Here is a 19,803-nt window from a genome sequence, read left to right on the forward strand (position 1 = left end):
TTGCGGGCCGATGAAAGAAGTAACAGGCAGGTTTACTTACCGAGAATGCCATTCAGCAACACGCCGTCGCCTGCGGGCATATCGAGTTTCAGGAGTTGACTGATGATAGGAGCGATGTCCACCAGGCTCATTTGTGGAACGACAGCGCCTTTTTTGATGCCTTTTCCGAAGGCTACAAAACCGGTCTGGATCTCTTTAAAATCCGGGAAGAAGCCATGTGTGCCGCCTTTGCCTGCGCGAAGGAGCTGGCCGGTGGCAGCGCCGGAGAAGGAGTAGCCCTGTTCGCCGGCAAGGCCGAATGCGGCGGTTGGGTCGGCACCGATAGCGTCTAACTCCGCGCGGGTTTTAACCTGGAAGGTGGCCTGTTGGGCAGGCGGCAGATTTTTAAGGAGTTGCAATACTTTGTCGCGGGTTTTAGTATCGTTTTTATCCTTCAGCTGCAGGAAGGCGCCGCCGCCACAAGGGTGGAAGTAGGCTTTCCATTCATTGGGCTTTTCGGGATTGTAGAGGCCAGCCCGCACGAGCAGTACGTTCGGAGCGATACCGCCGTGAATGTCTACAAAACCATGGTCGCCGGTTACGATGAAGGTGGTGTTAGCGGCAATACCAGCCTTCTCCACCGCTTCGCGGATCACTTTGAAGGCATGGTCGGCGTTGGCTACCGCAGCACGCACTTTGTCGCCGTCGCGGCCCTGTTCGTGCTCGAAGTGATCGACCATTACCAGGTGAACGGCCAGCAGGGCAGGTTTGTGTTTTTGAATGATGTAAGCGCTCATGCGGGCGAGGTTCTGGTCGATCGTGAGGTAGTCGTCGTCCCAGGAATTTTCGTCGAGTTTGCCCGTGGCGTTTAGCTCCAGTTCCTCGAACAAGCCGGCGGGGTGGGTGTTTTCGCGCACGGCTTTGTTGGTGATACGCGCGCCGCCTTTGGCAGTTGGCAGGTACCAGTATTCGGGCACGTTGTATGTGGCAGGACTGTTGTACGATACAGGCCAGTACACCGAGGCAGAGGTAAGTCCTTTCTGTTTGGCCTGGCTGAAGATCGTCGGCACCTTAATGGAATCATAGTTCCAGATCCATTTACCGGTAACGCCTAGCGGCTCGGAAGGGGTGTTGTAAAATACGCCGTGTTTCAGGGGTTTTACGCCCGTAATCATGGTCGTGTGGGATGGATAGGTGACGGTCGGGAAAACGCCGTTTACGCCATCAGAATAGGCTCCTTCGGCCATTGCCTGGCGAAGGTTCACCATGTTCCAGGTTGGATCTTTGTAAAATTCCGGTCTTAAACCATCGATGCTGATCAGGATGACGTGCTGTTGCTCCTGGGCATTTGCCGCTGCGGTGTGCAGCAGAAAGGCTCCCATGACGAGGAGAAGTTTTTTCATGCTTGTGAACATTTTTCAGGGCGCGAATTTCTGGAATTAGGCGGCGGATCGGCTGTCCGAAGTCGTGAAGTTTAGGTTAAGTTTTGTTAAGGTCCCGGTCGGCGGAAAATGGTATATTGCTGTCGCACCTAAAACGGACACCAATTTATGGGTATTCATTTATCCCGGGAGGGCGCGGGTAAACCGCCTTTATACCACTTAACCGAAGAAACGTTTAAAATTATCGCACCCGCAAGGGAGCAACTGGCCAAACAAACAGGGGTGGAGCTGGACCTGTTTGGCGATGTGCGGCTTTCCGCCCCGCACGCGGCGCTTTTCCTGGCGTTATTACAGTCTGTGCCCGATGTGCCGGCGGAGCTGAAGCAAACGCTGGAAACGGCTGTAAAGGAGGATTTTGCATTGCTGGCGCTGGGGGACTAAAGAATCCATTGTTTTATATAGCGCATTAATTGTATATATTTGTCGTAACGACTAACCTATGAATACCTACCTGGACAACACGATCGAAGTGCTTGAGAACAAAGTATGGGAATATAAAAAGTTCCCGACTATCCTGATCGAAACCTGCCACAATGCCCGTAAAAAGAAGATCAGGGATTTATCGCTGAACGAGTTGCGTACGCTGCTTACGCAGGACATTGGCGTTCCTTATATATTGCCTTCCGTAATGGCGGCGCTGGAAAAAGACTTGCTGACAGACACGCGGTTTTACCCCGGCGACCTGTTGCTGGCGGCCGTATCCATGCCCGAACGCACCTGGCGCCGGCCCGAGCACGAAGCGATCGGTAAAAAGCTGAAATCATTGCTGGATAACGCCAGGCAGGATGCGGAATGGAAGGTGAACAGCAAGATCGAGGATGCGGTAAGCCGTTTCAGTGGCTGGTTTGAGGCGTGGTTGTTTGCTGGGGCTCTTCGTGCCCCACTCGTCATCGCGAATGAAATGAAGCCAACCTCTGCTTCAGTCTCCGAGACAGTAAGGCTGGCATCGATGAACAACTTGAGCGCAGACTACGCACGAAGTTTGTTTCATTTCATTCGCAATGAAAGATTTGAGCGTGAGTGACCGTAGGGAAGCAATTTTCCGCTCCAGTCTCCGCGTTACAAAAATTAACTCAACCCCAGTCTGCGACCGATGTTGGAGCTGAATTTCGTTTGTGGATCGTATTTCTGTTTTACTTCCTTCCACTCTGCATACTGTGGGTACATGGCTTTGAACATGCCCTCCGCGAGCAGGGCGTCTTTACCGAGGTAGAGGCGGCCGCCGGCGTGCAACACTTTCGCGTCCAGTTTGGGCGTAAATTCAAACAGCTTTTTAGTTACCGGGAAGTCGATCGCCAGCGTGTAGCCTTTAAAAGGAAACGACAGGAGGCCCTGGCCATCGCCCATCTTTTTGAACACGTTCAGGAACGGTGTACAACCGCTGTCGGCGATCATGTTCAGGATTTCTGTAAGTACCTGTTTGCCGTTGGTTTCAGGGATCACGAACTGGTATTGGATAAAGCCTCGTTTACCATAGCCGCGGTTCCAGTTATTGATCGCATCCAGCGGGAAGAAGAATTTTTCGTAGTGAATAAACTCTTTGGGAGAGTTCTGCACGAAGCCGATCACTTTGTTCAATATCCTTACGGTGAAGTTATTGAGCGTGAAGTTCGGCATGTAAAACGGCACGGCCAGTTTGCTGGTGGGGTGCAGTTTCAGGGGGGCTGCTTTCAGTTTTTCGGGCAGATCGGCCAGTTTGGCGGCATTACCCAGCGTAAGCACGCCGCTGCCGGTGTTAGCGCCTTTGGCCAGGGCATCTATCCAGGCCACGGAGTAGTTGTACTCGTGGTCGTAGGTGTCCAGGGCCTCGAGCATGTGATCGAGGTTCTTTATTTTGAGCGACTTCTGTTTAAAGTAGGTCGTTTCAATCTTTCTTAGTTTGATGCGCGCGGTGAGGATCACACCCAGCAGTCCCAATCCGCCAAAGTTAGCCCAGAACAAGTCGGGGCGCTCGTCGCGGGAGGCGGTAACGATGCTGCCGTCGGCCAGCAGGATGGTGAAAGACACGACGCAGTTCACGAAGGAGCCGTCGGTATGGTGGGCTTTACCGTGAATATCATTGGCGATGGCGCCGCCGATGGTCACGAACTTGGTACCGGGGCAAATCATGGGTAACCAGCCTTTTGGGGCAAAGGCGGTAATGATTTCTTCCAAGCTGGCGCCTGCTCCACATTCCAGGATGCCTTCGGCCTCATTCCAGTCCAGGAAGTAGTTCATGTGCGTGCAGTCACCTACGTAATTTTGGGCGTTAACGGCCTGGTCGCCGTAACTACGGCCCAGTCCACGGGGCACCAGCGTGTATTGTTCGAGGACTTGCTGCACGTCGGCCGCGCTGCGAACCGACCCTGTATAAGACTCTATAACCGGGTAATTACCCCAGCCTGCAAGTTTTTCCGTTTTTTGTACTGGCATAGCGATACTGTAAAAGTTGCCCAAATATACTACCGGTTCGCGGATATTCATAAACGGGGTGTTGGTACGGTTTTCGGAGATATTGATCCTGTCACCTTAAAACAGACTGATATGCCAAACAATACTGCAACCGCTGCTATCGCTCAGAAGTTATTGATTATAGAGGATGAAGGCGAGATGTGCCTGCTCATTAACCTGCTGCTCGACGGCCGTAAAATGGAAGTAGAACACGTAAAAACGATTGCCGATGCTGTAGAATATTTTCAACAAAATCAGCCTTCCGTAGTGTTGCTTGACAACCGCCTGCCGGATGGTTACGGACTCGATTTCCTGGGTTACATCAAAGATAATTACCCCGATACCAAGATCATTATGATCTCCGGTATGGACGCGGCTGCGAAAGACGTAGCGCTGGAAAGTGGCGCACACATCTTCCTGGAAAAACCATTTACCCGCTCGCAGCTTTGCCAGTCGATCAACGAGCTGATGGAAGAAGACATTTTCCCTTGTTAGGATATTTTTTAGCGAAATATCATGAATCGCCTTCGTGTATTCTTGATATTTCGCTAATATTTCTCCCTGTTTTCGACATTACTTTTTGTAAATCAATCAGTTGCAACTCCGGCATCTGAATTGCAAAGCTTATGCGGCTCACTGAAGGGCCTGCATATATGAGCAATGGGATCATTTTTACTGCCAATCACCATAGAGAACGGGACGCGCAACCTGCTACCGTTAGTCACCCACAATTTGAACTTTTTTCGCTGGAAAGCAATGCTGCCCTGCAATTCATGGACGATCATGAGGCGCGGCGGCTCGACCTGTTCGAGGTGCTCTGGTGCAAATCGGCCACTGGCACCGTGCAGGCCGATTCTGGTGTGCGCGATGTGGAACCGCAGCAATTGTTCATCCTGGCGCCCGGGCAACTTCGCCGGTTCCAGTTACAGCCTGGTGCCACCGGCTACTACCTTCGTTTTTCCCCCGACTTTTTATATGTGACCAGTCACCTGAAGGAGATTGCCGGCTTGCTGGAGCAGCATCATATGAACATGCAAGCACTTACACTGGATGTGCATCGTGAATTGCAGGAAGACCTGGAAGATGTGGTGAGGAAGATGAAGCGGGAGTATTATGGCAGCCAGCGCATGCGGTCGGAGTTGCTGACGGAGTTGTTAAGTATGATGATGATTTACGTATCACGCGGCCTCGATGCCATCGCTCCGTCGCCGGTGGTAACGCGCGAGGGGGAGTTAACGATCCGGTTCAGGCATCTGCTGAAAAAGAAGTTCCTGACGAAAAAGAAAGTGTCTGACTATGCATCGGAGCTGCTCGTAACGCCCAATTACCTGAACACCTCTGTGAAAAAAGTGACCGGTTTTACAGCCAGTCATCATATACAGCAACAGATCATCAACGAAGCGAAAAGACAACTGATTTCTTCAAACGGAAGTATGAAGGAGATCGCGTTTTACCTGGGATTCGATAACATTGCACACTTCTCGAAATACTTTAAGGCGAAGACGGGGGTGAACTTTACCAGTTTCCGCAATGGGCTGGAAGTGGCGAGATAAAAAAGAGGGTACACCAAAAGTGGTTTGAAGGTGATTAGAATCGTGCTAAAGAAATTCTCTGCCATCACAATGTTACTTTTGATGCAGCCCTTTTGATTTTCATTCGATTATCAGGTATATCACATGCGCATGAGCAACTGCGCAACATGTTGCCTGCTTACTATGTGAACTTACCTGTCGGGGAAAATGCGTATTTTTCAAGGATGGAAGCGCCTGCCTACATCCGCCAGTTATACATGCCTGTTCAGCCCACGGTGAAACAGTCCGGCACCGACGTGACCTACCGCGAGCTGGCGCCTGACGAGCGTTTGCGTAACTACATTTATTGTTACTGGGAACTGAAAACTACCCGGCCGCTTGATACAGATTTCATATACCGCGTAGTCGCCGATGGCTGTATCGACATCTTCTTTGAACCGGGGCATGACACCGAGCAATTCGTGATGGGCTTTTGCCGCAAGTACACGGAGTTTCCGCTGGATAAGACCTTTCATTATGCAGGCATCCGTTTCCTGCCTACCATATTTCCCCAGTTATACGGCGTAGACGCCGCTTCGCTGAGTAATGCCGCCACCCCATTGGCAGATGTGTTGCCCGCCGCCGCTACGTTCATTCGTTACCGTTTTGCACCTGGTATTTCTCTACAAGAAATGAAGCCTCTGCTGGACAGCTATTTCCTGGAAGTGATAGCAGGTACCCCATTTAACTACGACGTACGGTTGTACGATGCATTATCGCGCATCCTGGAACGCTGCGGCGTGCTGGATGTGGAAAAGGAATTGGATACGGGCATTAGTCCCCGGCAGCTGCGTCGCCTGTTTGGTTATTACCTGGGCGATTCTCCCAAGATATTCAGCCAGGTAGTGAGGTTCCAGCATATTTTGCGTGCAAGGCCGTCCGTACAAAGTTTGCGTCAGAACAAACTGTTTTTCGACGTGGGCTACTACGACCAGGCGCATTTCATCAAATCTTTCCGCAATTTCTACGGCGTTACCCCGTCCCGCGCATTTGGCCGTTGATGTTTGTCCGATTTTTACAATGTTCTTGTTGCTGATTGCATGAACTTTGGAGTATTAAATCAATTGTTATGAAACCGTTTCTTTGTTTCCTGCTGCTGATGGGAATGGCCGTTGGCACAAAGGCGCAAGTCAAACCAAAAAAGAATGTTATGAAACTTAATGCAGGCATTATTACGAAAGAGATCGCGGCTACGAAGAAATTTTATACAGAAGTATTGAACTTCGGCGTCACCTTCGAGAATGAATTTTATTTGTTGATGCATGCGCCGGGTGGTGCTTCTGAGTTGAGCTTCCTGCTGCCCGGGCATCCTTCGCAGCAACCGTTATTTCACAAGGCTTTCAAAGGCGAGGGCGTGTACCTGACCATAGAGGTGGAAGAAGTAGATGAATTGTATGCGGCGATCAAAAAGAAGGGCATTCCTATTGCCATCGAGATACGGGATGAGCCCTGGGGGGACAGGCATTTTGCGATTGTGGACCCGAACGGGGTGGGGATTGATATTGTGCGGTATCAGCCGAAGTAGTTTAGCGACTGAATAAATAAGGGCTGACCAATACTTTTGGTCAGCCCTTATTTATTAATGATCTTAATCTTTTCTCCCCAAAGGAAATAATGCCACGCACATCAGCAGCAGCAAAACGCCAGGCGCAGCCACAGACCCGAGGCCCATTTGCTTTGCCAATAGCCCACCGCAAAGGCAACCTCCCAGGAAACCGCCGAGCGTGAAGGCCTGCTTCTTCAGCGCAGTGCCTACGGAGTCGTCGAATTGGGTGCGGAGGCCCATTTCGAGGTCCAGCGCGAGTTGTGTAACGTTGCCTGTCATGATCGTGGTAGGCCCGTACGTTTCTTTTGTATACAACCGGCTAAACGCATTCTGTAGTCCCATGGCGAACACCAGTGCCAGCGCAATGGTAAACAACGTTCCCGATGGGATGGGGGCGAAGTATTCCATGGCCAGGATGGTAAGTCCGCAAGAGAGCATCAGCAGGCCTTCGATGGCGAGTACGGTGTAGCGGTTGGCCGTGCGGGCGATAATGCGGCCGCCTATACTTACAGATACAATAAAAACGGGGAACGACAATAGTTTGATCCATGCCTGCGACTTCTCATAGTGTACGAGGTCGTAAGCAAAAACGATGAAGTTGCCCGTTACGTGTGCGGAAAACAATTCGTCGGCCGCCACAAAAGTAGCGGTATCACAGAAGCCAGCACAGAATGTTAACAGCAGCGTGATGTACCGGATGGTGTTAGGCTGTTCCATAGTTTATTATTTTAGATGCGCCCTTAACATCCAGGCCATTTTTTCATGTTTTTCCATCAGGCCTGTGATAAAGTCACTGGTACCGCTGTCTTTCAGCTCGTTGGCAAAACGGTTAATGTTTTCGCGCAGTTTAATGATCAGGCTTTCGTGATCTTCCAGCAGGTGACGAATAAAGATCTCTGAAGTGTTACCATCCGGCAGTCTTTCGGAGAAGTGTGTCAGTCGCAGGTATTCGTGCAGGGTTGCAGGAGCGTAGTGACCGAGAAAGCGGATGCGTTCTGCCACCTCGTCCATGATCTCGTCCAGCGCTTCGTACTGGCTTTCGAAGAAGAGGTGTTTGTTGTAAAAGTCCGCGCCTTCGATATTCCAATGCGCGCTGCGCGTTTTTGCGTAGAGCATAAATTCATCCGCCAGGATGGTGCTGAGGGTCAGCGAAACGCTGGCCAGGTTTTCCGGAGAAATACCAATGTGTGGTTGCATATTCTTTATTTTTATTGATTTAAGAGATGGTATAAATAGTGGTCGAGCGACAGGGTGCCCGGGCCGAGAATGCCTATCAGTAAGAAACAGATCGTGTACACGTAAGGCACATCGCGTATCGCGATCGGATCGCGGCGATGTACGATAAAGTAGCCCACTGCGGTTACGCCGATCGTTGGCCACACTGCCAGTCGCACACCGAGTCCGAGTGTCACGAGTGCAGGCACCACAGTGTCTGCCACCACGGCCATCATTTGATTCAGCTTGGGAGGCAGCCCTAAAGGATTGGGTACCACTTCTTCTTCACCTGTAAATTTTTTGAGACCATGCACACGGAACAGCTGTATGGACAGCAGTATGCGAAATACCAGCATGGCCCAGTTATTTACGGTGTTGCCCAGGTCAGTGTGTAGTAGTGTATTCAGTAATTCCATCATCGTCATATCATTCTCTATTTAAAATGCAAAGCAGGAGCAGCCCAACGCGCCCCAAAAGGCGGTGTAGTTGTTTACGGCGATGTCGCTGTTGCGGGCTATGTCGTGGTCATGGCCATGCACGTCGCAGCTGCCGGAGCAGATGTGTGCTGTGGCCATTGTATCGGCCTGTTTATTTTTGGGGTTAAAGTAACCTCCATAAACTTTGGTGGGCGACCAGTCGGGCAGCACAGGAGGTGTTGGCGGTGCGAAGGAAGAAAACTCGCCCTTCGCGTATACGATTCTGCCGCCTACCACGGTTAATTCGGATTCAATCAATTTAATGGCTTCGTCCGGCGCGGTAAAATAATCGGTGTCCAATACGGCAAGATCTGCCAGCATGCCGCGTTTGATCATGCCCTTTTTATCCTGTTCGTTAGAGAACCATGCACTGCCACGCGTATAAAGTTCCAATGCCGTTTCGCGGCTCAGTTTAGTGTTATCGTCGTACAGCTGAAGGCCTCCGATGGTTTTACCTGCGCTCAGCCAGTACAGCCCAACCCAGGGGTTGTAGCTGGAAACACGGGTGGCATCGGTGCCTGCGCCAACAGGTACGCCCATTTCCAGCATCTGTTTTACCGGCGGCGTTTTACCACCGGCGTGTTTGCCGTAACGGTCTACAAAATATTCTCCCTGGAAGGCCATACGCGACTGAATAGCGATACCGCCACCCAGTTTACGCACCCTTTCGATGTTGCGCTGATCGATCGTTTCGGCATGGTCGATGATAAAATGCAAATCGTTGAACGGGATGTCGCGGTTTACTTTTTCAAACACATTGAGGAAGCGGGTGATGCTTTCGTTGTACGTGGCGTGCAGACGGAAAGGCCACCTGTTCGCGACGAGCAGGCGTACCACCTTTTCCAGGTCGGCTTCCATGTTCTCGGGTAAATCAGGCCTTGGCTCCAGGAAATTTTCGAAATCGGCGGCGGAGAATACAAGCATTTCTCCGGCTCCATTATGGCGATACATATCATCGCCCTGGTGCAGTTTGACGGATTTTACCCAGCTATCGAAATCTTCCGCTTCGTGTTTCGGCCGTTGTGTGAAAAGGTTGTATGCGATACGGACGGTGAGTTCGTTCTTCTCGTGCAGGTCGGCAATGATCTTATAATCATCCGGGTAATTCTGGAACCCACCGCCGGCGTCAATTACACTGGTGATGCCGAAGCGATTCAGCTCACGCATAAAATGACGGGTGGAATTAAGCTGGTGATCGTAAGGCAGTTTAGGGCCTTTGGCCAACGTTGAGTACAGGATCATGGCGTTGGGCGCGGCGAGCAGCAGCCCGGAAGGCTCGCCGTTCGCATCTTTCTCGATCACGCCGCCCGGAGGCGCAGGAGTGTCGCGTGTGTAGCCGACCGCCTTCAACGCTGCCCGATTCAGCAGCGCCCTGTCGTAGAGATGCATAATGAAAACCGGTGTATCGGGCGCTATCTCGTTTATTTCCGCCAGTGCAGGCATGCGGCGTTCCGCAAACTGGAAGATCGACCAACCGCCAATAACCCTTACCCATTGCGGCGAAGGAGTACGGTCCACCTGGTGCTTCAGCATACGCATTGCATCCGCCAGGGAAGGAACGCCGTCCCACCGTAACTCCAGGTTGTAGTTAAGTCCGCCCCGGATGAGGTGTGTGTGCGAATCATTGATACCCGGAATTACACATTTGCGTTTCAGGTCGATCAGTTCCGTTTTTTCGGTGGCCAGCTGCATCACGGTAAAGTCGTCACCCACGGCGACGAACCTGCCGTCTTTAATGGCGACGGCCGTGGCGGAACTGTTGTCTTTGTCAACGGTATGAATGCGCCCGTTGTACAGGATCATGTCGGCTTTCATTTGACAGTGTAGTTTAGTTTTGATAAGTGGCGATCACTTCTTTTAAAGCCTCGCCGGAAGGTTTATAGAAAGCAGGGCCGGCCAGCAGCGTCACTTTCGTAAGCGGCTTGTGGTCCGACATCTTTTTCTCTTTCAGGAATACCTGTGTGCGATAAGCACTGATAGCGCCTTTCAGCACATTGCCAGCTACCAGTTCTGTATTAGATCCCACACCTTCATCTTTCAGGTCGCTGGCGTGTGTGTAAGACGTAACGCCCAGCCGGAGCGCTTCACGCATCCCGATGCTGCCAATTGTTTCCATGATAGATGCGTCGAATTTGTTGCGGTCGCCCAAACCTACCAGTAGTAATTTTTTAGCCGGAATCGTTCCCGCCGGTGGTGTGATCAACAAAGTTTCATAAGCATGACCGGTAAACTTGCCACTTTTGCGCAGTTCTGTAATGATGCCATGCAAAGCCTCATCCAGGTGAAGCATGCCGTTAAGCGCTGCCGGCAGGGCGGGCGGATTGGTAAGATCATTTTCCGTGTATTCGAACAGGCAGGCCACCTGCAGGGGCGTGGCCTGGGCGGAAGGGCTCATCACCTTGGCTTCCACTTCAATTCCATCAACTTTACCAATGATGGTGGACGTGCCAACAGCAGGCAAATTTTGTGTTTGAGCGAAGAGGCTTGTGGCCGAGAATAACAGGGTGAATAAAAAAGCTTTTCTCATAAACCAGCGTTTAGGTCAGAATTTGAAAGTGAGTTGCGTGTTAAAGAAAAAAGAGTTTGCAGGTGTTGTAACAATGGAGTGGATGAAGGCGCCCGTCTGAAAGTATTGTGCGCCGCAACTGAATTTTATGAAAGGCGAAAAAACATAATCACCGCTAAGCAAATAAGCCGCACCGATGTAGCGCCCCGAAGCATCCGAGCCAGCCGTGTTAAAGTTCCCGCTGGGCCGGTAAATTCCATCGTTCAGTGAATACCGCCAGTTGAATACCACATCTGCCTGTACCGAAAGTTTATCCGACGGCGTTAGTCCCAGGTAAGGGTGTATATCGATCAGGTTTGCGGGGCCAACACGCGGATTGAAGCCGAAGTAACCTCCTTTCGGAAACAACGGATTGAACGTTTGCAGTTTATTATCACCGGCTTTTTTATCGCCGGATATGTAATCGTTACGTAGGTTCAGCGAGGGCTTCCAGGGTAGTTGCCCGAACGTATGCCCGATGTCGATGGCGAGCGTCCAGGCGCTGATGTCGCCTGTGCCGAACCGGCCGAACTGGTAGGCTGCTTCTATATTGTAAACGAACCCACCACCATATTTCCAGTAACGTGTGGCGATAGTATGGCGGTCTTCCCGACCCGTGCCTTCTTCGAAGATCGCTTCGTCGCGGTGCGTGCCCAGGTAGTAAAAGTCGAAGTTGCCGCTTGCAGGCACCGCCAGCCAGGCATAAGCGCCCCAGAGGTTTGCTTCGCGGGACGGCTTATTATCGAACACGCCGGGATGAATGTCGTCGTTCATCATCACAAACCCATCCACCCCAAACCATTCGCTTTTATAAATGATTTTGCCACCGGTGAAGTATTTGCGGGCGTTGGTGCCTTCGCGAACGGAGATCAGTCTGCCTGTGCCGTAATCCAGCTCCTGCCGGCCGAGGCGTAAGGTGAGTTTATCCGTCAGGCTTACATCTGCAAAAAGGTTTTGGATGGCGAGTTTGTCTTCATTCAACGGTCCTGGCTCGAACTGGCCGCCCAACTGAAAAGCGCTGGCCAGCTGCGCGAATACCCGCACCGATTTGCCCAGGTGCAGGTCGGCATGCAGCAGGTAACGATGCAGCGTGTATTGGTCGGTCCCTTGTCCGTTTTTTGTCCAGTCTTCATTTTTCGTAAGCACATATTCGTACCGCGCCTCACCGCCAAACGATGCATACAACGAAGCCGCATCCCCCAGGGGAAGATATTTCACCTGCTGATACCGGCTGCGGGCCGTATCGGTGGACAGGTAATTATAATCTTCGTTGAATCGCATCAGCTTAAATTGTTGGGCGTATAATGATTGTTGCACCAGGCAGGCCAGCGCAACAATCATGTAAGTGAATAGTTGCTTCATTTAGTGCGCCAGCATGTTGTGGGCATACTGAATGCCGATGCCGTAAGCACCACCGAAACGTTTTACCAGCGAAGTAACTGCACCATACGTTTCCTGGCGTGCCCAGTCGCGCTGCAGTTCCAGCAAGTATTGGATAGAAGTGATTGGCTGTGCGCCAGCTTGCACCATACGGTCAACCGAACGGTTATGCGCTTCGTCGCTCACATCGCCACAGGCATCAGTAATGATATATACCTCGTAACCTTCTGCCAGTGCGCATAATGCCGGACCAACAATGCATACACTCGTCCACAGGCCTGCCAACACCAGCTTCTTTTTACCAGTGCCGGTAATGGCTTCATACGCCGCTTTGTCTTCCCAGGTATTCATGGTAGTGCGATCGATATAACCGGAAGTTGCCTGCGGATATACCTCTTCGATTTCCGGGAACACCGGGCCTGCGAAGGATTTTTCTGCTACGGTGGTAACGATCGTAGGTACGTTAAAGATTTTGGAAGCGCCGGAGATGACCGCCGTATTAGCGCGCAGTATCGCGATATCGATATTGGCTACCGCAAAGGCCATCTGGCTTTCGAAGTCGATCATTACAAGCGTGTGGTTAGAAGGATCCAGCAGTCTAGATGAAATTGTCATGATGTTTAATGCTTTTAATTTTTGGTAATACAAGGCCTGGCGCTGGTTACAGCGCGTGTGGCTTTGAAGGAAATGATGTAATTGGGACCGTGGTGTAAAAGTAGATCGGAAGCGGACGTGGTACAATGGATAAATGATAGCAATGGTTATACATTTTGAATAAATTAGCCGGCATGTTGTGTTTTTTCTTACTAACTTGGCGCAGGAAACCATGATCCCGAGGTTTGCTAAGCGTAGGGGCGGCCGGAAACCCGCCGGATTCCGCCTCTCATACAGATTGCATCAAAAATTCCAATAATTGAATTAAATTGTTGCCGATGGAAAAATTTACCGGAGAAACGTTACAGGACCCAGTATTGGGCAATTTGGAGCTGTATAGCGGCCCAGAAGATATTTATCTGTGGAAAGGCAGAACGGACGGAAAAGTGCCGGTGAACATCATGCTGGAAGGCAGCAGCGATCTGTCGGTGATCAACATGGACCATTGCCGTAGTATTGTTGGTAATGAAGATAAGTGGCTGGATAACGGCATCCTGTTTTTGCAGGCGCAGCTGAAAGCCGATCCCGCATTTTTTGGTCTGGATGCAGAAGCCGGTGAAGAACTGGTGGCGATGACCCCCGATCAATTCCCTGTATACTCACCCACCTTTATATTTTATCCTGGTGAAGAATGGTTACTCCATTTTTCTGAAGGCGACTTACCGATTTGCGAACCTTACGGTGTATCCGTTTTGTTCAATGGGGAAACGCCTGTATCGGTTGACGATCTTTCCGAAGGAGAGATGTACGACGACGAGGAATAATTTTCCTGCTGAATTTTGTAATTCCAAAAGCATCCGTATATTTGCACCCCGGTTTTGCGGAGCGGTGGCTTGTAATGCAAGCTGCTAGCGGATCGGCTGCTAACAGCAGAGGTGCTGAGAAACAGGAAGGCTTAAAAAACTGCTGTTTTTATTTGGACTAAATACACTTGATTTAGTAACTTTGTACCTCGAAGGAAGCGGAAACGCAAGTCCGGAGAGAGATTGCCCGATAGTATAATGGTAGTACCGCAGATTCTGGTTCTGCTTGTCTTGGTTCGAATCCAGGTCGGGTAACTTTTTAGAAACAGAACCAAATTTTGTTTCTGCAGAATGACTGGAAATCCGCTACAGGTCTCACTTGTAGCGGATTTTGTCTTTTCAGGGTAGTCCCCTGATCTACCCCCAAAAACAGCCTTTAGAGCCATTGGTTTTACGCTTTTATTTACGGTTTTATCTACGGGATATTTCGGCATTGGCCGCCGTGTAACCAGGCTGTCAATCATTATGTAGTTGATTGATCCTTCCCCCGTTGATACCCGCTGAGACGTGTTTGGCCGCACCTGCTCTCCCGTTCCTGTACCCTTACTTTTTACGCCAGATTGCCCTCTATTTATTTACGGTTTTATTTACGGGAAGCCCTTGCCGGCATCCGCCTGATTTAAGGGACTACCTGTTTTAAGCCCTTTTACTTTGCTACTTTTGTGATGCACCTGCATCCCGCGCCTGGCCTCTATTCCTTACCCAAGCGGGCAACTTTATAGTAAACAGTACTAAATTTTATTCTGTTGAATCGCTCAAAATCTACTACAGTACTCGCTTGTAGCGGATTTTGTCTTTTCAAGGGTACTACCTTAAAATACCCTCCAAAAAGCCCCTTGGGGCAACCTTCAGCCTAACAATTATACAGCTGCACGAATCCCGTTGACCTTACGGCTGTATTCTAATGGTCTTTAAATAGGTTTGGCGCGAAAGCTGAATGTTGCTATGAAGTCTTGGAGACATTGCGGCTTGTTTGCTTTGCAGGTTGAAAAGTCAGGTCTTATACGCAAAAAGCAAACTTAAATACGCAACTTTATAAAGTTATGATGCTCAGTCAGATAAAAATAGAATATAATAGGTTGATTATCATTTTATTATAATAATTGTAACCTAAAAGCATAATTAATATAGACGAACAATATACATCAAGTGAAGTACCAAGAAATCATATCACAATTTCAGCAAGATCTACATGGAGGGTTGGCATTGCTTTATCAAGAGTATGGCGGGCAACTTTATAGTTATGCCTGCCACCGCTGGCAACTCAGCGAGGATGATAGCTATGAGGCGCTCTATAAGACCTTGGAGACAGTAGGGCGTGTCATCACACGTTACGAATTCATGTCGCAAGCCCATTTCCTAAACTGGTTATTCAAAATACATAAGAATAATATTTTAGGAATATTTCGCGCCAGAAAGAACAAGGAGTTGCCAATGGTTGGTTTGCAGGACTGGATGACTGAATCAATTGAGGATGAGGATGATTTTTCTGTAGAAGCATTTTCAGATGTAATCGAAAAGATTGCTGCCATCCCTGCGAATGATGGTGGTACGCAGCGCAGCCAGTTAATGTTTGCAATGCAAAAAGCATTGCTACTGCTCTCCGATATCGAGCGAGAATTGCTCATGCTTAGAATGAATAACTATAGTTACGATGAAATAGCGAAGATGATAGGGACCGAGAACAATCAATTGAAAGTAAAATTCAACCGCGCCAAAGCCAAAGTAAAAAAGAAAACATTAGAAATTCTTAAAGATACTCTATTATGAAGGAGATCAAACATACTACACCGTTTCACAATTTGTTAACGGGACTTGTTATACAGGATAACCAGACTGGCCAGCTAGGGACCGATTTGGAGAAAGAGGCCGCAATCGTTTTTTCAGAGGCTGCCTCTGTCTCTCTTTCTCCTGATAAGGCCGCACTTTTACTTAAATCTCTGGCCCAGGTTTTATCACAAGACACGCTGGGATCTTTAGTCGCGCAAGCGCTGACTACCAGCACCGCCCATACAGGCGAGTTACAGCATGTCACTGGGTTAACGCCATCATTGCTGGAAGCTATTCAGGCTGATATGATATTTACCAATAGCGTACCAGTTAAATCATTGGTGAAACTACTCAAGCTCTTACAGATTCCCCTAGAAAGGGCGACAGCGGCTATTGCCGCTACTTTTGAGAAGTTGCAAACTGAAAGTCGGATGTTTATTTCTATGCCTGCAGCCATACAGCCAGCTTTCAAAAAGGGAATAACGCCAGTGCTGAACCAAAGTGATTTCAAACATCTTAAGCCTGATGAAAGCTATCTATATCAAAATAAAGAAGCGCTCGATAAATATACTCAAAGGCTTAGCGAACTCTACCAACAAGTGTAAATTTTAAATGATTTAGTAAAATGGAATGGAGTATATCAAAGCTATCATGTCTGAGGCAGTGCCATCGCAAATTTTTCTTTGCGCATGAACTGGCAGATTACCATTTTACGCATCCTATTCGCCGGAAAGCCTTTGAACTGGCTCAGTCTAAGAATTTAAAAATGTGGCAGGGATCACTAATTGACTATGCCTTTAGTGACAAATTGATCGCCATATATCAAAGAAAACAACGACCGGATTTTAACGCATTGGCAGATGAAATGTTAGATATCGCCAGGCGTCAATTTGCTTTTTCTGAACAGCAACTTTATCGTGATAAAGGCATGACCAAGAGCAAGGCCGGTGAAGCTTTTCAGGTATTAGACATTCATGAAAGTGGTGCGCCTTACACGGAATCGGACGTTGAAACCATTTACAGTACGCTACGCCAAATTATTATCCAAATCCCCGAGTACCCAAGTCCAGAGATGGGCAAATCTCTGCATGAGTATTTATCATCTTCTAACTATCTGCAGCCTAATATTAACTATTGGCATTACCAATTCGGTGAAGTACGGCTTAAACCGCAAATTGACCTTGTTCGTTACAGTGGTAAATCTATTCATGTGATCGACTGGAAAGTATCCGATAGTTATAGCAGCGACTATTCCAATCAGCTATACCTGGCAGGAATCGTTGCCTATCACAACATCAAAAAAGATGCAGAGAAAAAAGGATGGGGGCTCCCTGCTAGAGGAGATGTTTCTTTATTTGAGATTAACCTTATGAACGGAAACATAAAAGAACACGCCTTCACTAGGGAGAGCACGGCCGGTGCATTAGACCATGTGTATAGATTTCGCAATGAACAGGAACAACTTTCCTCTGACAAAAAATGGAATGAACTGAACATAGAAGACTACGAGACCACAGACAAGCGTGAGACCTGTGTTTTCTGTAAGTTTAAGTCACTTTGCATTCATTTAATACTTAATAATAACAGGTATGATGAGCCCGAATATTATAAACTGGTTCAAAATCACCAACTGGCAAAAACTCAGGTTTCAGTATAGGTTGATAGATATTAGTGTGCAGGGAGCTGACGGTGATGCTAAATGGCAATACCGTGCATTCAACCATGCTGTAACTCATTTGGTTTACGCCACTAAAGGACCGGCGGTCGTAACAGTGCACAATGGGAAAAAGTATGTAGCAGTCAAAGCGGATGCGAAGCTGCGAGGTGAGATAATCCCTGGTAGCCCACTTAACATTACGCTTACGCCACTTGAGGGTATTTTTGAGGTTAATAACGCCAATATGGACAGCGCACAACTAGAGCTGGCTGCACGTTTTTTGGAGAGCGCCGTTGATTGGCAATTGAACCACCATCCCCAACTTTGGGACGGTGGGGCTGGTAATTTCTTAAAGAAAACCCCGATGCACCTTTCCGGTGACATCGAAACAGATATCTATCCTGGCTTTAAGTTTAGAGTGTTAGCCCAGGATAAAGACAATGTTTTTTTCTGTATCGATCTGGCGCACCGTTACGCTGATCGTAAAACGCTCGATCAAGTGTTGGCGAATCTTCCTAAAGAAAAGCATAGCGAGTACATCGCCAATCGTAATTTCTTATACCTGAATGGGGATAATTGGTATACTGTAAAAGGAAAATCAGCCGGTGCCTCGATCAATCAACACCAAATTAGTGTTAGGGGCAAAAACATGAGCGTGCTACGATATATCCAAGAAGAAGGCAAGTATAGCAGCGCCACCCGGAGAGTACCATTGCGTCCCCAGTGCCCCACATTTTTTCATACCAGCGGAGGTAATTCAGAGCGTGTGCTTTCAGGGGCATCTTGCTTGGCCAAACGAATTCGTTTTGCGGAAGATGAATTACATCGGCACTCCATTAATGAACCAAATAAACGTTTCACGCGTGTAGAGGCCTTTGTACAAAGCTTTTTTCAGTCGCTGGATTTTAACGGTGTTCGCCTACAAGTAGATCGAAAATCGCAGAGTAAACCTTGCTATACCTTTCCCTTGCCGGCACTCAAATACGGAAAAGGTATTATTTTGGATCCCCTACAGGCAGCCAGCAGTTATGGTCATCCTCTGGATAATTTTCCGAAACGACGTAGGGAATTTATATATAAGCACGGCATTATCAACCAGCATGCCTTTACACCTGCCCATATTCTGCTACCCGATACGCTTCCATTAAATTTCGGCCAAGCTGTAAAATATCATTTTGAAAAGGGAATGAAACAAATTGCATCCCATTTTCCAGGTTGTTCCCTGCATCATTATTCAATGCGTTCTAGCCCTTATGCCCATATGGTATTTGCTGAGCTAAAGCAGTATATCGAGAAGCATAACATGAATGGTACCAGCATCCTGCTGGTGCTTCCAGAAAATAATGGAGACGGAGGGCGCTTTAACAGGGCATTCCACCAAGTTGCTAAAAAAGAATTGTTTAATGTGGTAAAGGTAAAATGTATAAGCGCAGACAAACTAAAAGGATTTCTGAAATTGGGCGCCGATGTCCGCCAGCCATTACATTATAGCGTCCCTTATAATCTTGAGCGTCCTTTTAGGTCGTACCTGTCCAACACCTTGTTTGAGTTTTTAATTATCAATCGTAAATGGCCTTTCGCATTAGCCCAACCTCTACACAATGATATCTATATTGGTGTGGATGCCCATGATTTCTATGCCGGCTTTTGCTTTTTCTTTGGCAATGGGGAAAAAATTGTTTTTGAAATTGATCAGGTAGCAAAGGCTGTAGGCACATACCGCAATGAAAAGATTTCTCATAGAGTAATATCAGACAAGATCAGAGATGTACTTGCACGCCATTTAAGGGTTTGTCAGGATAAGCCACGCAGCATAGTTATTCTGCGTGATGGAATTAGTTATGGGGAAGAAGAGAAGGCGCTTCAGACCGCTCTATGGGAACTGGATAACATGAACTTAATAGACAGTGCTAATGTACAAACGGGCGTAATTAATGTAGCTAAGACTTCAGCCGTTCCTATTCGGGTGGCCACCTACAATGAAAGGCAGCGCTCTCTGTATAATCCGGACTGTGGTACCTACTTGTATCTGGAAGAAACAAACAAGCGAGATGCATTTATCTTCAATACCGGGTATCCTTACACAGTACCCGGGTCTTCGCAACCCCTACATGCGAGTTATGTTTGTGGAAACATTGATTTCAAGCAGGCGTTACAGGACATTTTTACCTTAACACAGATCACTTTCTCTTCACCTGACCGGCCAACCTCGTTGCCGCTACCGCTGAAGCTGATTGATACATTGATCCGTGATGTGGCTCATGAAAATGATCTTGCTACTACCCGTCAAAAAGAAAGCACCATTCCTCACGCCCATGTGGCCTAAAAATTAAGT

General features: G+C 48.6%; 20 protein-coding genes and 1 tRNA gene. 12 read left to right on the forward strand and 9 right to left on the reverse strand.

All coding sequences use genetic code 11. The annotated features are described in order from the left end of the window. Nucleotides 1-32: 32 nt before the first annotated feature. Nucleotides 33-1,382 (reverse strand): alkaline phosphatase family protein, encoded by a 1,350-nt coding sequence (locus tag MKQ68_RS01575; RefSeq protein WP_264281792.1) that lies wholly within the window; start codon nt 1,380-1,382, stop codon nt 33-35. 147 nt (nt 1,383-1,529) lie between these two features. On the opposite strand from MKQ68_RS01575, the gene MKQ68_RS01580 reads away from it, so the two are divergent. Continuing rightward, complete coding sequence (locus MKQ68_RS01580; protein ID WP_244837169.1) at nt 1,530-1,802, forward strand: hypothetical protein; 273 nt, start codon at nt 1,530-1,532, stop codon at nt 1,800-1,802. Between the two features lie 58 nt (nt 1,803-1,860). After that, nucleotides 1,861-2,445, forward strand: coding sequence for a contact-dependent growth inhibition system immunity protein (locus tag MKQ68_RS01585; protein WP_264281793.1), 585 nt, complete (start codon nt 1,861-1,863; stop codon nt 2,443-2,445). 44 nt (nt 2,446-2,489) lie between these two features. On the opposite strand, the gene MKQ68_RS01590 is transcribed toward MKQ68_RS01585, so the two are convergent. Beyond that, the gene (locus tag MKQ68_RS01590) at nt 2,490-3,884 is read right to left on the reverse strand and encodes an FAD-binding oxidoreductase (RefSeq protein WP_264281794.1); all 1,395 of its coding nucleotides are present in this window, start codon (nt 3,882-3,884) and stop codon (nt 2,490-2,492) included. 60 nt (nt 3,885-3,944) lie between these two features. On the opposite strand from MKQ68_RS01590, the gene MKQ68_RS01595 reads away from it, so the two are divergent. From MKQ68_RS01595 to MKQ68_RS01610, 4 genes are all read left to right on the forward strand, one after another. After that, on the forward strand, nt 3,945-4,346 hold the full coding sequence (locus MKQ68_RS01595; protein ID WP_264281795.1) for a response regulator: 402 nt from the start codon (nt 3,945-3,947) through the stop codon (nt 4,344-4,346). Between the two features lie 131 nt (nt 4,347-4,477). Further along, nucleotides 4,478-5,404, forward strand: a complete 927-nt coding sequence (locus MKQ68_RS01600; protein WP_264281796.1) for an AraC family transcriptional regulator — start codon at nt 4,478-4,480, stop codon at nt 5,402-5,404. A 146-nt stretch (nt 5,405-5,550) separates the two neighbouring features. Continuing rightward, entirely contained in the window at nt 5,551-6,423 is an 873-nt protein-coding gene (locus tag MKQ68_RS01605; RefSeq protein WP_264281797.1) for an AraC family transcriptional regulator, read from the forward strand. A 149-nt stretch (nt 6,424-6,572) separates the two neighbouring features. Then, nucleotides 6,573-6,947, forward strand: coding sequence for a VOC family protein (locus tag MKQ68_RS01610; protein ID WP_264281798.1), 375 nt, complete (start codon nt 6,573-6,575; stop codon nt 6,945-6,947). Nucleotides 6,948-7,010: 63 nt separating this feature from the next. On the opposite strand, the gene MKQ68_RS01615 is transcribed toward MKQ68_RS01610, so the two are convergent. From MKQ68_RS01615 to MKQ68_RS01645, 7 genes are read right to left on the reverse strand one after another with little or no spacing between them, the layout of a single operon-like run. Further along, a complete protein-coding gene (locus MKQ68_RS01615; RefSeq protein WP_264281799.1) occupies nt 7,011-7,685 on the reverse strand; it encodes a YoaK family protein in 675 nt (224 codons plus the stop codon). 6 nt (nt 7,686-7,691) lie between these two features. Next, nucleotides 7,692-8,165, reverse strand: coding sequence for a Dps family protein (locus MKQ68_RS01620; protein ID WP_264281800.1), 474 nt, complete (start codon nt 8,163-8,165; stop codon nt 7,692-7,694). Nucleotides 8,166-8,176: 11 nt separating this feature from the next. Then, a complete protein-coding gene (locus MKQ68_RS01625) occupies nt 8,177-8,608 on the reverse strand; it encodes a DoxX family protein (protein WP_264281801.1) in 432 nt (143 codons plus the stop codon). 12 nt (nt 8,609-8,620) lie between these two features. Beyond that, on the reverse strand, nt 8,621-10,474 hold the full coding sequence (locus MKQ68_RS01630) for an amidohydrolase (protein ID WP_264281802.1): 1,854 nt from the start codon (nt 10,472-10,474) through the stop codon (nt 8,621-8,623). 13 nt (nt 10,475-10,487) lie between these two features. Then, a complete protein-coding gene (locus MKQ68_RS01635) occupies nt 10,488-11,186 on the reverse strand; it encodes a M17 family peptidase N-terminal domain-containing protein (protein WP_264281803.1) in 699 nt (232 codons plus the stop codon). A gap of 15 nt (nt 11,187-11,201) precedes the next feature. Continuing rightward, complete coding sequence (locus tag MKQ68_RS01640) at nt 11,202-12,566, reverse strand: alginate export family protein (RefSeq protein WP_264281804.1); 1,365 nt, start codon at nt 12,564-12,566, stop codon at nt 11,202-11,204. Further along, entirely contained in the window at nt 12,567-13,199 is a 633-nt protein-coding gene (locus tag MKQ68_RS01645; protein ID WP_264281805.1) for a hydrolase, read from the reverse strand. It lies immediately after the preceding gene. A 317-nt stretch (nt 13,200-13,516) separates the two neighbouring features. Here MKQ68_RS01645 and MKQ68_RS01650 point away from each other — a divergent pair, with 317 nt between their 5' ends. The 6 genes from MKQ68_RS01650 to MKQ68_RS01675 all read left to right on the forward strand — a co-directional run bounded on the left by MKQ68_RS01650 (nt 13,517) and on the right by MKQ68_RS01675 (nt 19,794). Beyond that, nucleotides 13,517-14,002 (forward strand): hypothetical protein, encoded by a 486-nt coding sequence (locus MKQ68_RS01650; RefSeq protein ID WP_244837150.1) that lies wholly within the window; start codon nt 13,517-13,519, stop codon nt 14,000-14,002. 223 nt (nt 14,003-14,225) lie between these two features. Next, nucleotides 14,226-14,296: transfer RNA gene (locus MKQ68_RS01655), tRNA-Gln, on the forward strand. 894 nt (nt 14,297-15,190) lie between these two features. Then, nucleotides 15,191-15,811, forward strand: a complete 621-nt coding sequence (locus MKQ68_RS01660; protein WP_264281806.1) for an RNA polymerase sigma factor — start codon at nt 15,191-15,193, stop codon at nt 15,809-15,811. Further along, the gene (locus MKQ68_RS01665) at nt 15,808-16,416 is read left to right on the forward strand and encodes a hypothetical protein (protein ID WP_244837148.1); all 609 of its coding nucleotides are present in this window, start codon (nt 15,808-15,810) and stop codon (nt 16,414-16,416) included. The genes MKQ68_RS01660 and MKQ68_RS01665 overlap by 4 nt, the downstream gene beginning before the upstream one ends. Before the next feature lie 20 nt (nt 16,417-16,436). Continuing rightward, nucleotides 16,437-17,468: a PD-(D/E)XK nuclease family protein gene (locus MKQ68_RS01670; RefSeq protein WP_244837147.1), complete on the forward strand. Its 1,032-nt coding sequence runs from the start codon at nt 16,437-16,439 to the stop codon at nt 17,466-17,468. After that, complete coding sequence (locus tag MKQ68_RS01675; RefSeq protein ID WP_264281807.1) at nt 17,401-19,794, forward strand: argonaute/piwi family protein; 2,394 nt, start codon at nt 17,401-17,403, stop codon at nt 19,792-19,794. The genes MKQ68_RS01670 and MKQ68_RS01675 overlap by 68 nt, the downstream gene beginning before the upstream one ends. Nucleotides 19,795-19,803: the final 9 nt, after the last annotated feature.

The organism is Chitinophaga horti (assembly GCF_022867795.2).
In the GTDB taxonomy this organism is placed as follows: Bacteria; Bacteroidota; Bacteroidia; order Chitinophagales; family Chitinophagaceae; genus Chitinophaga; species Chitinophaga horti.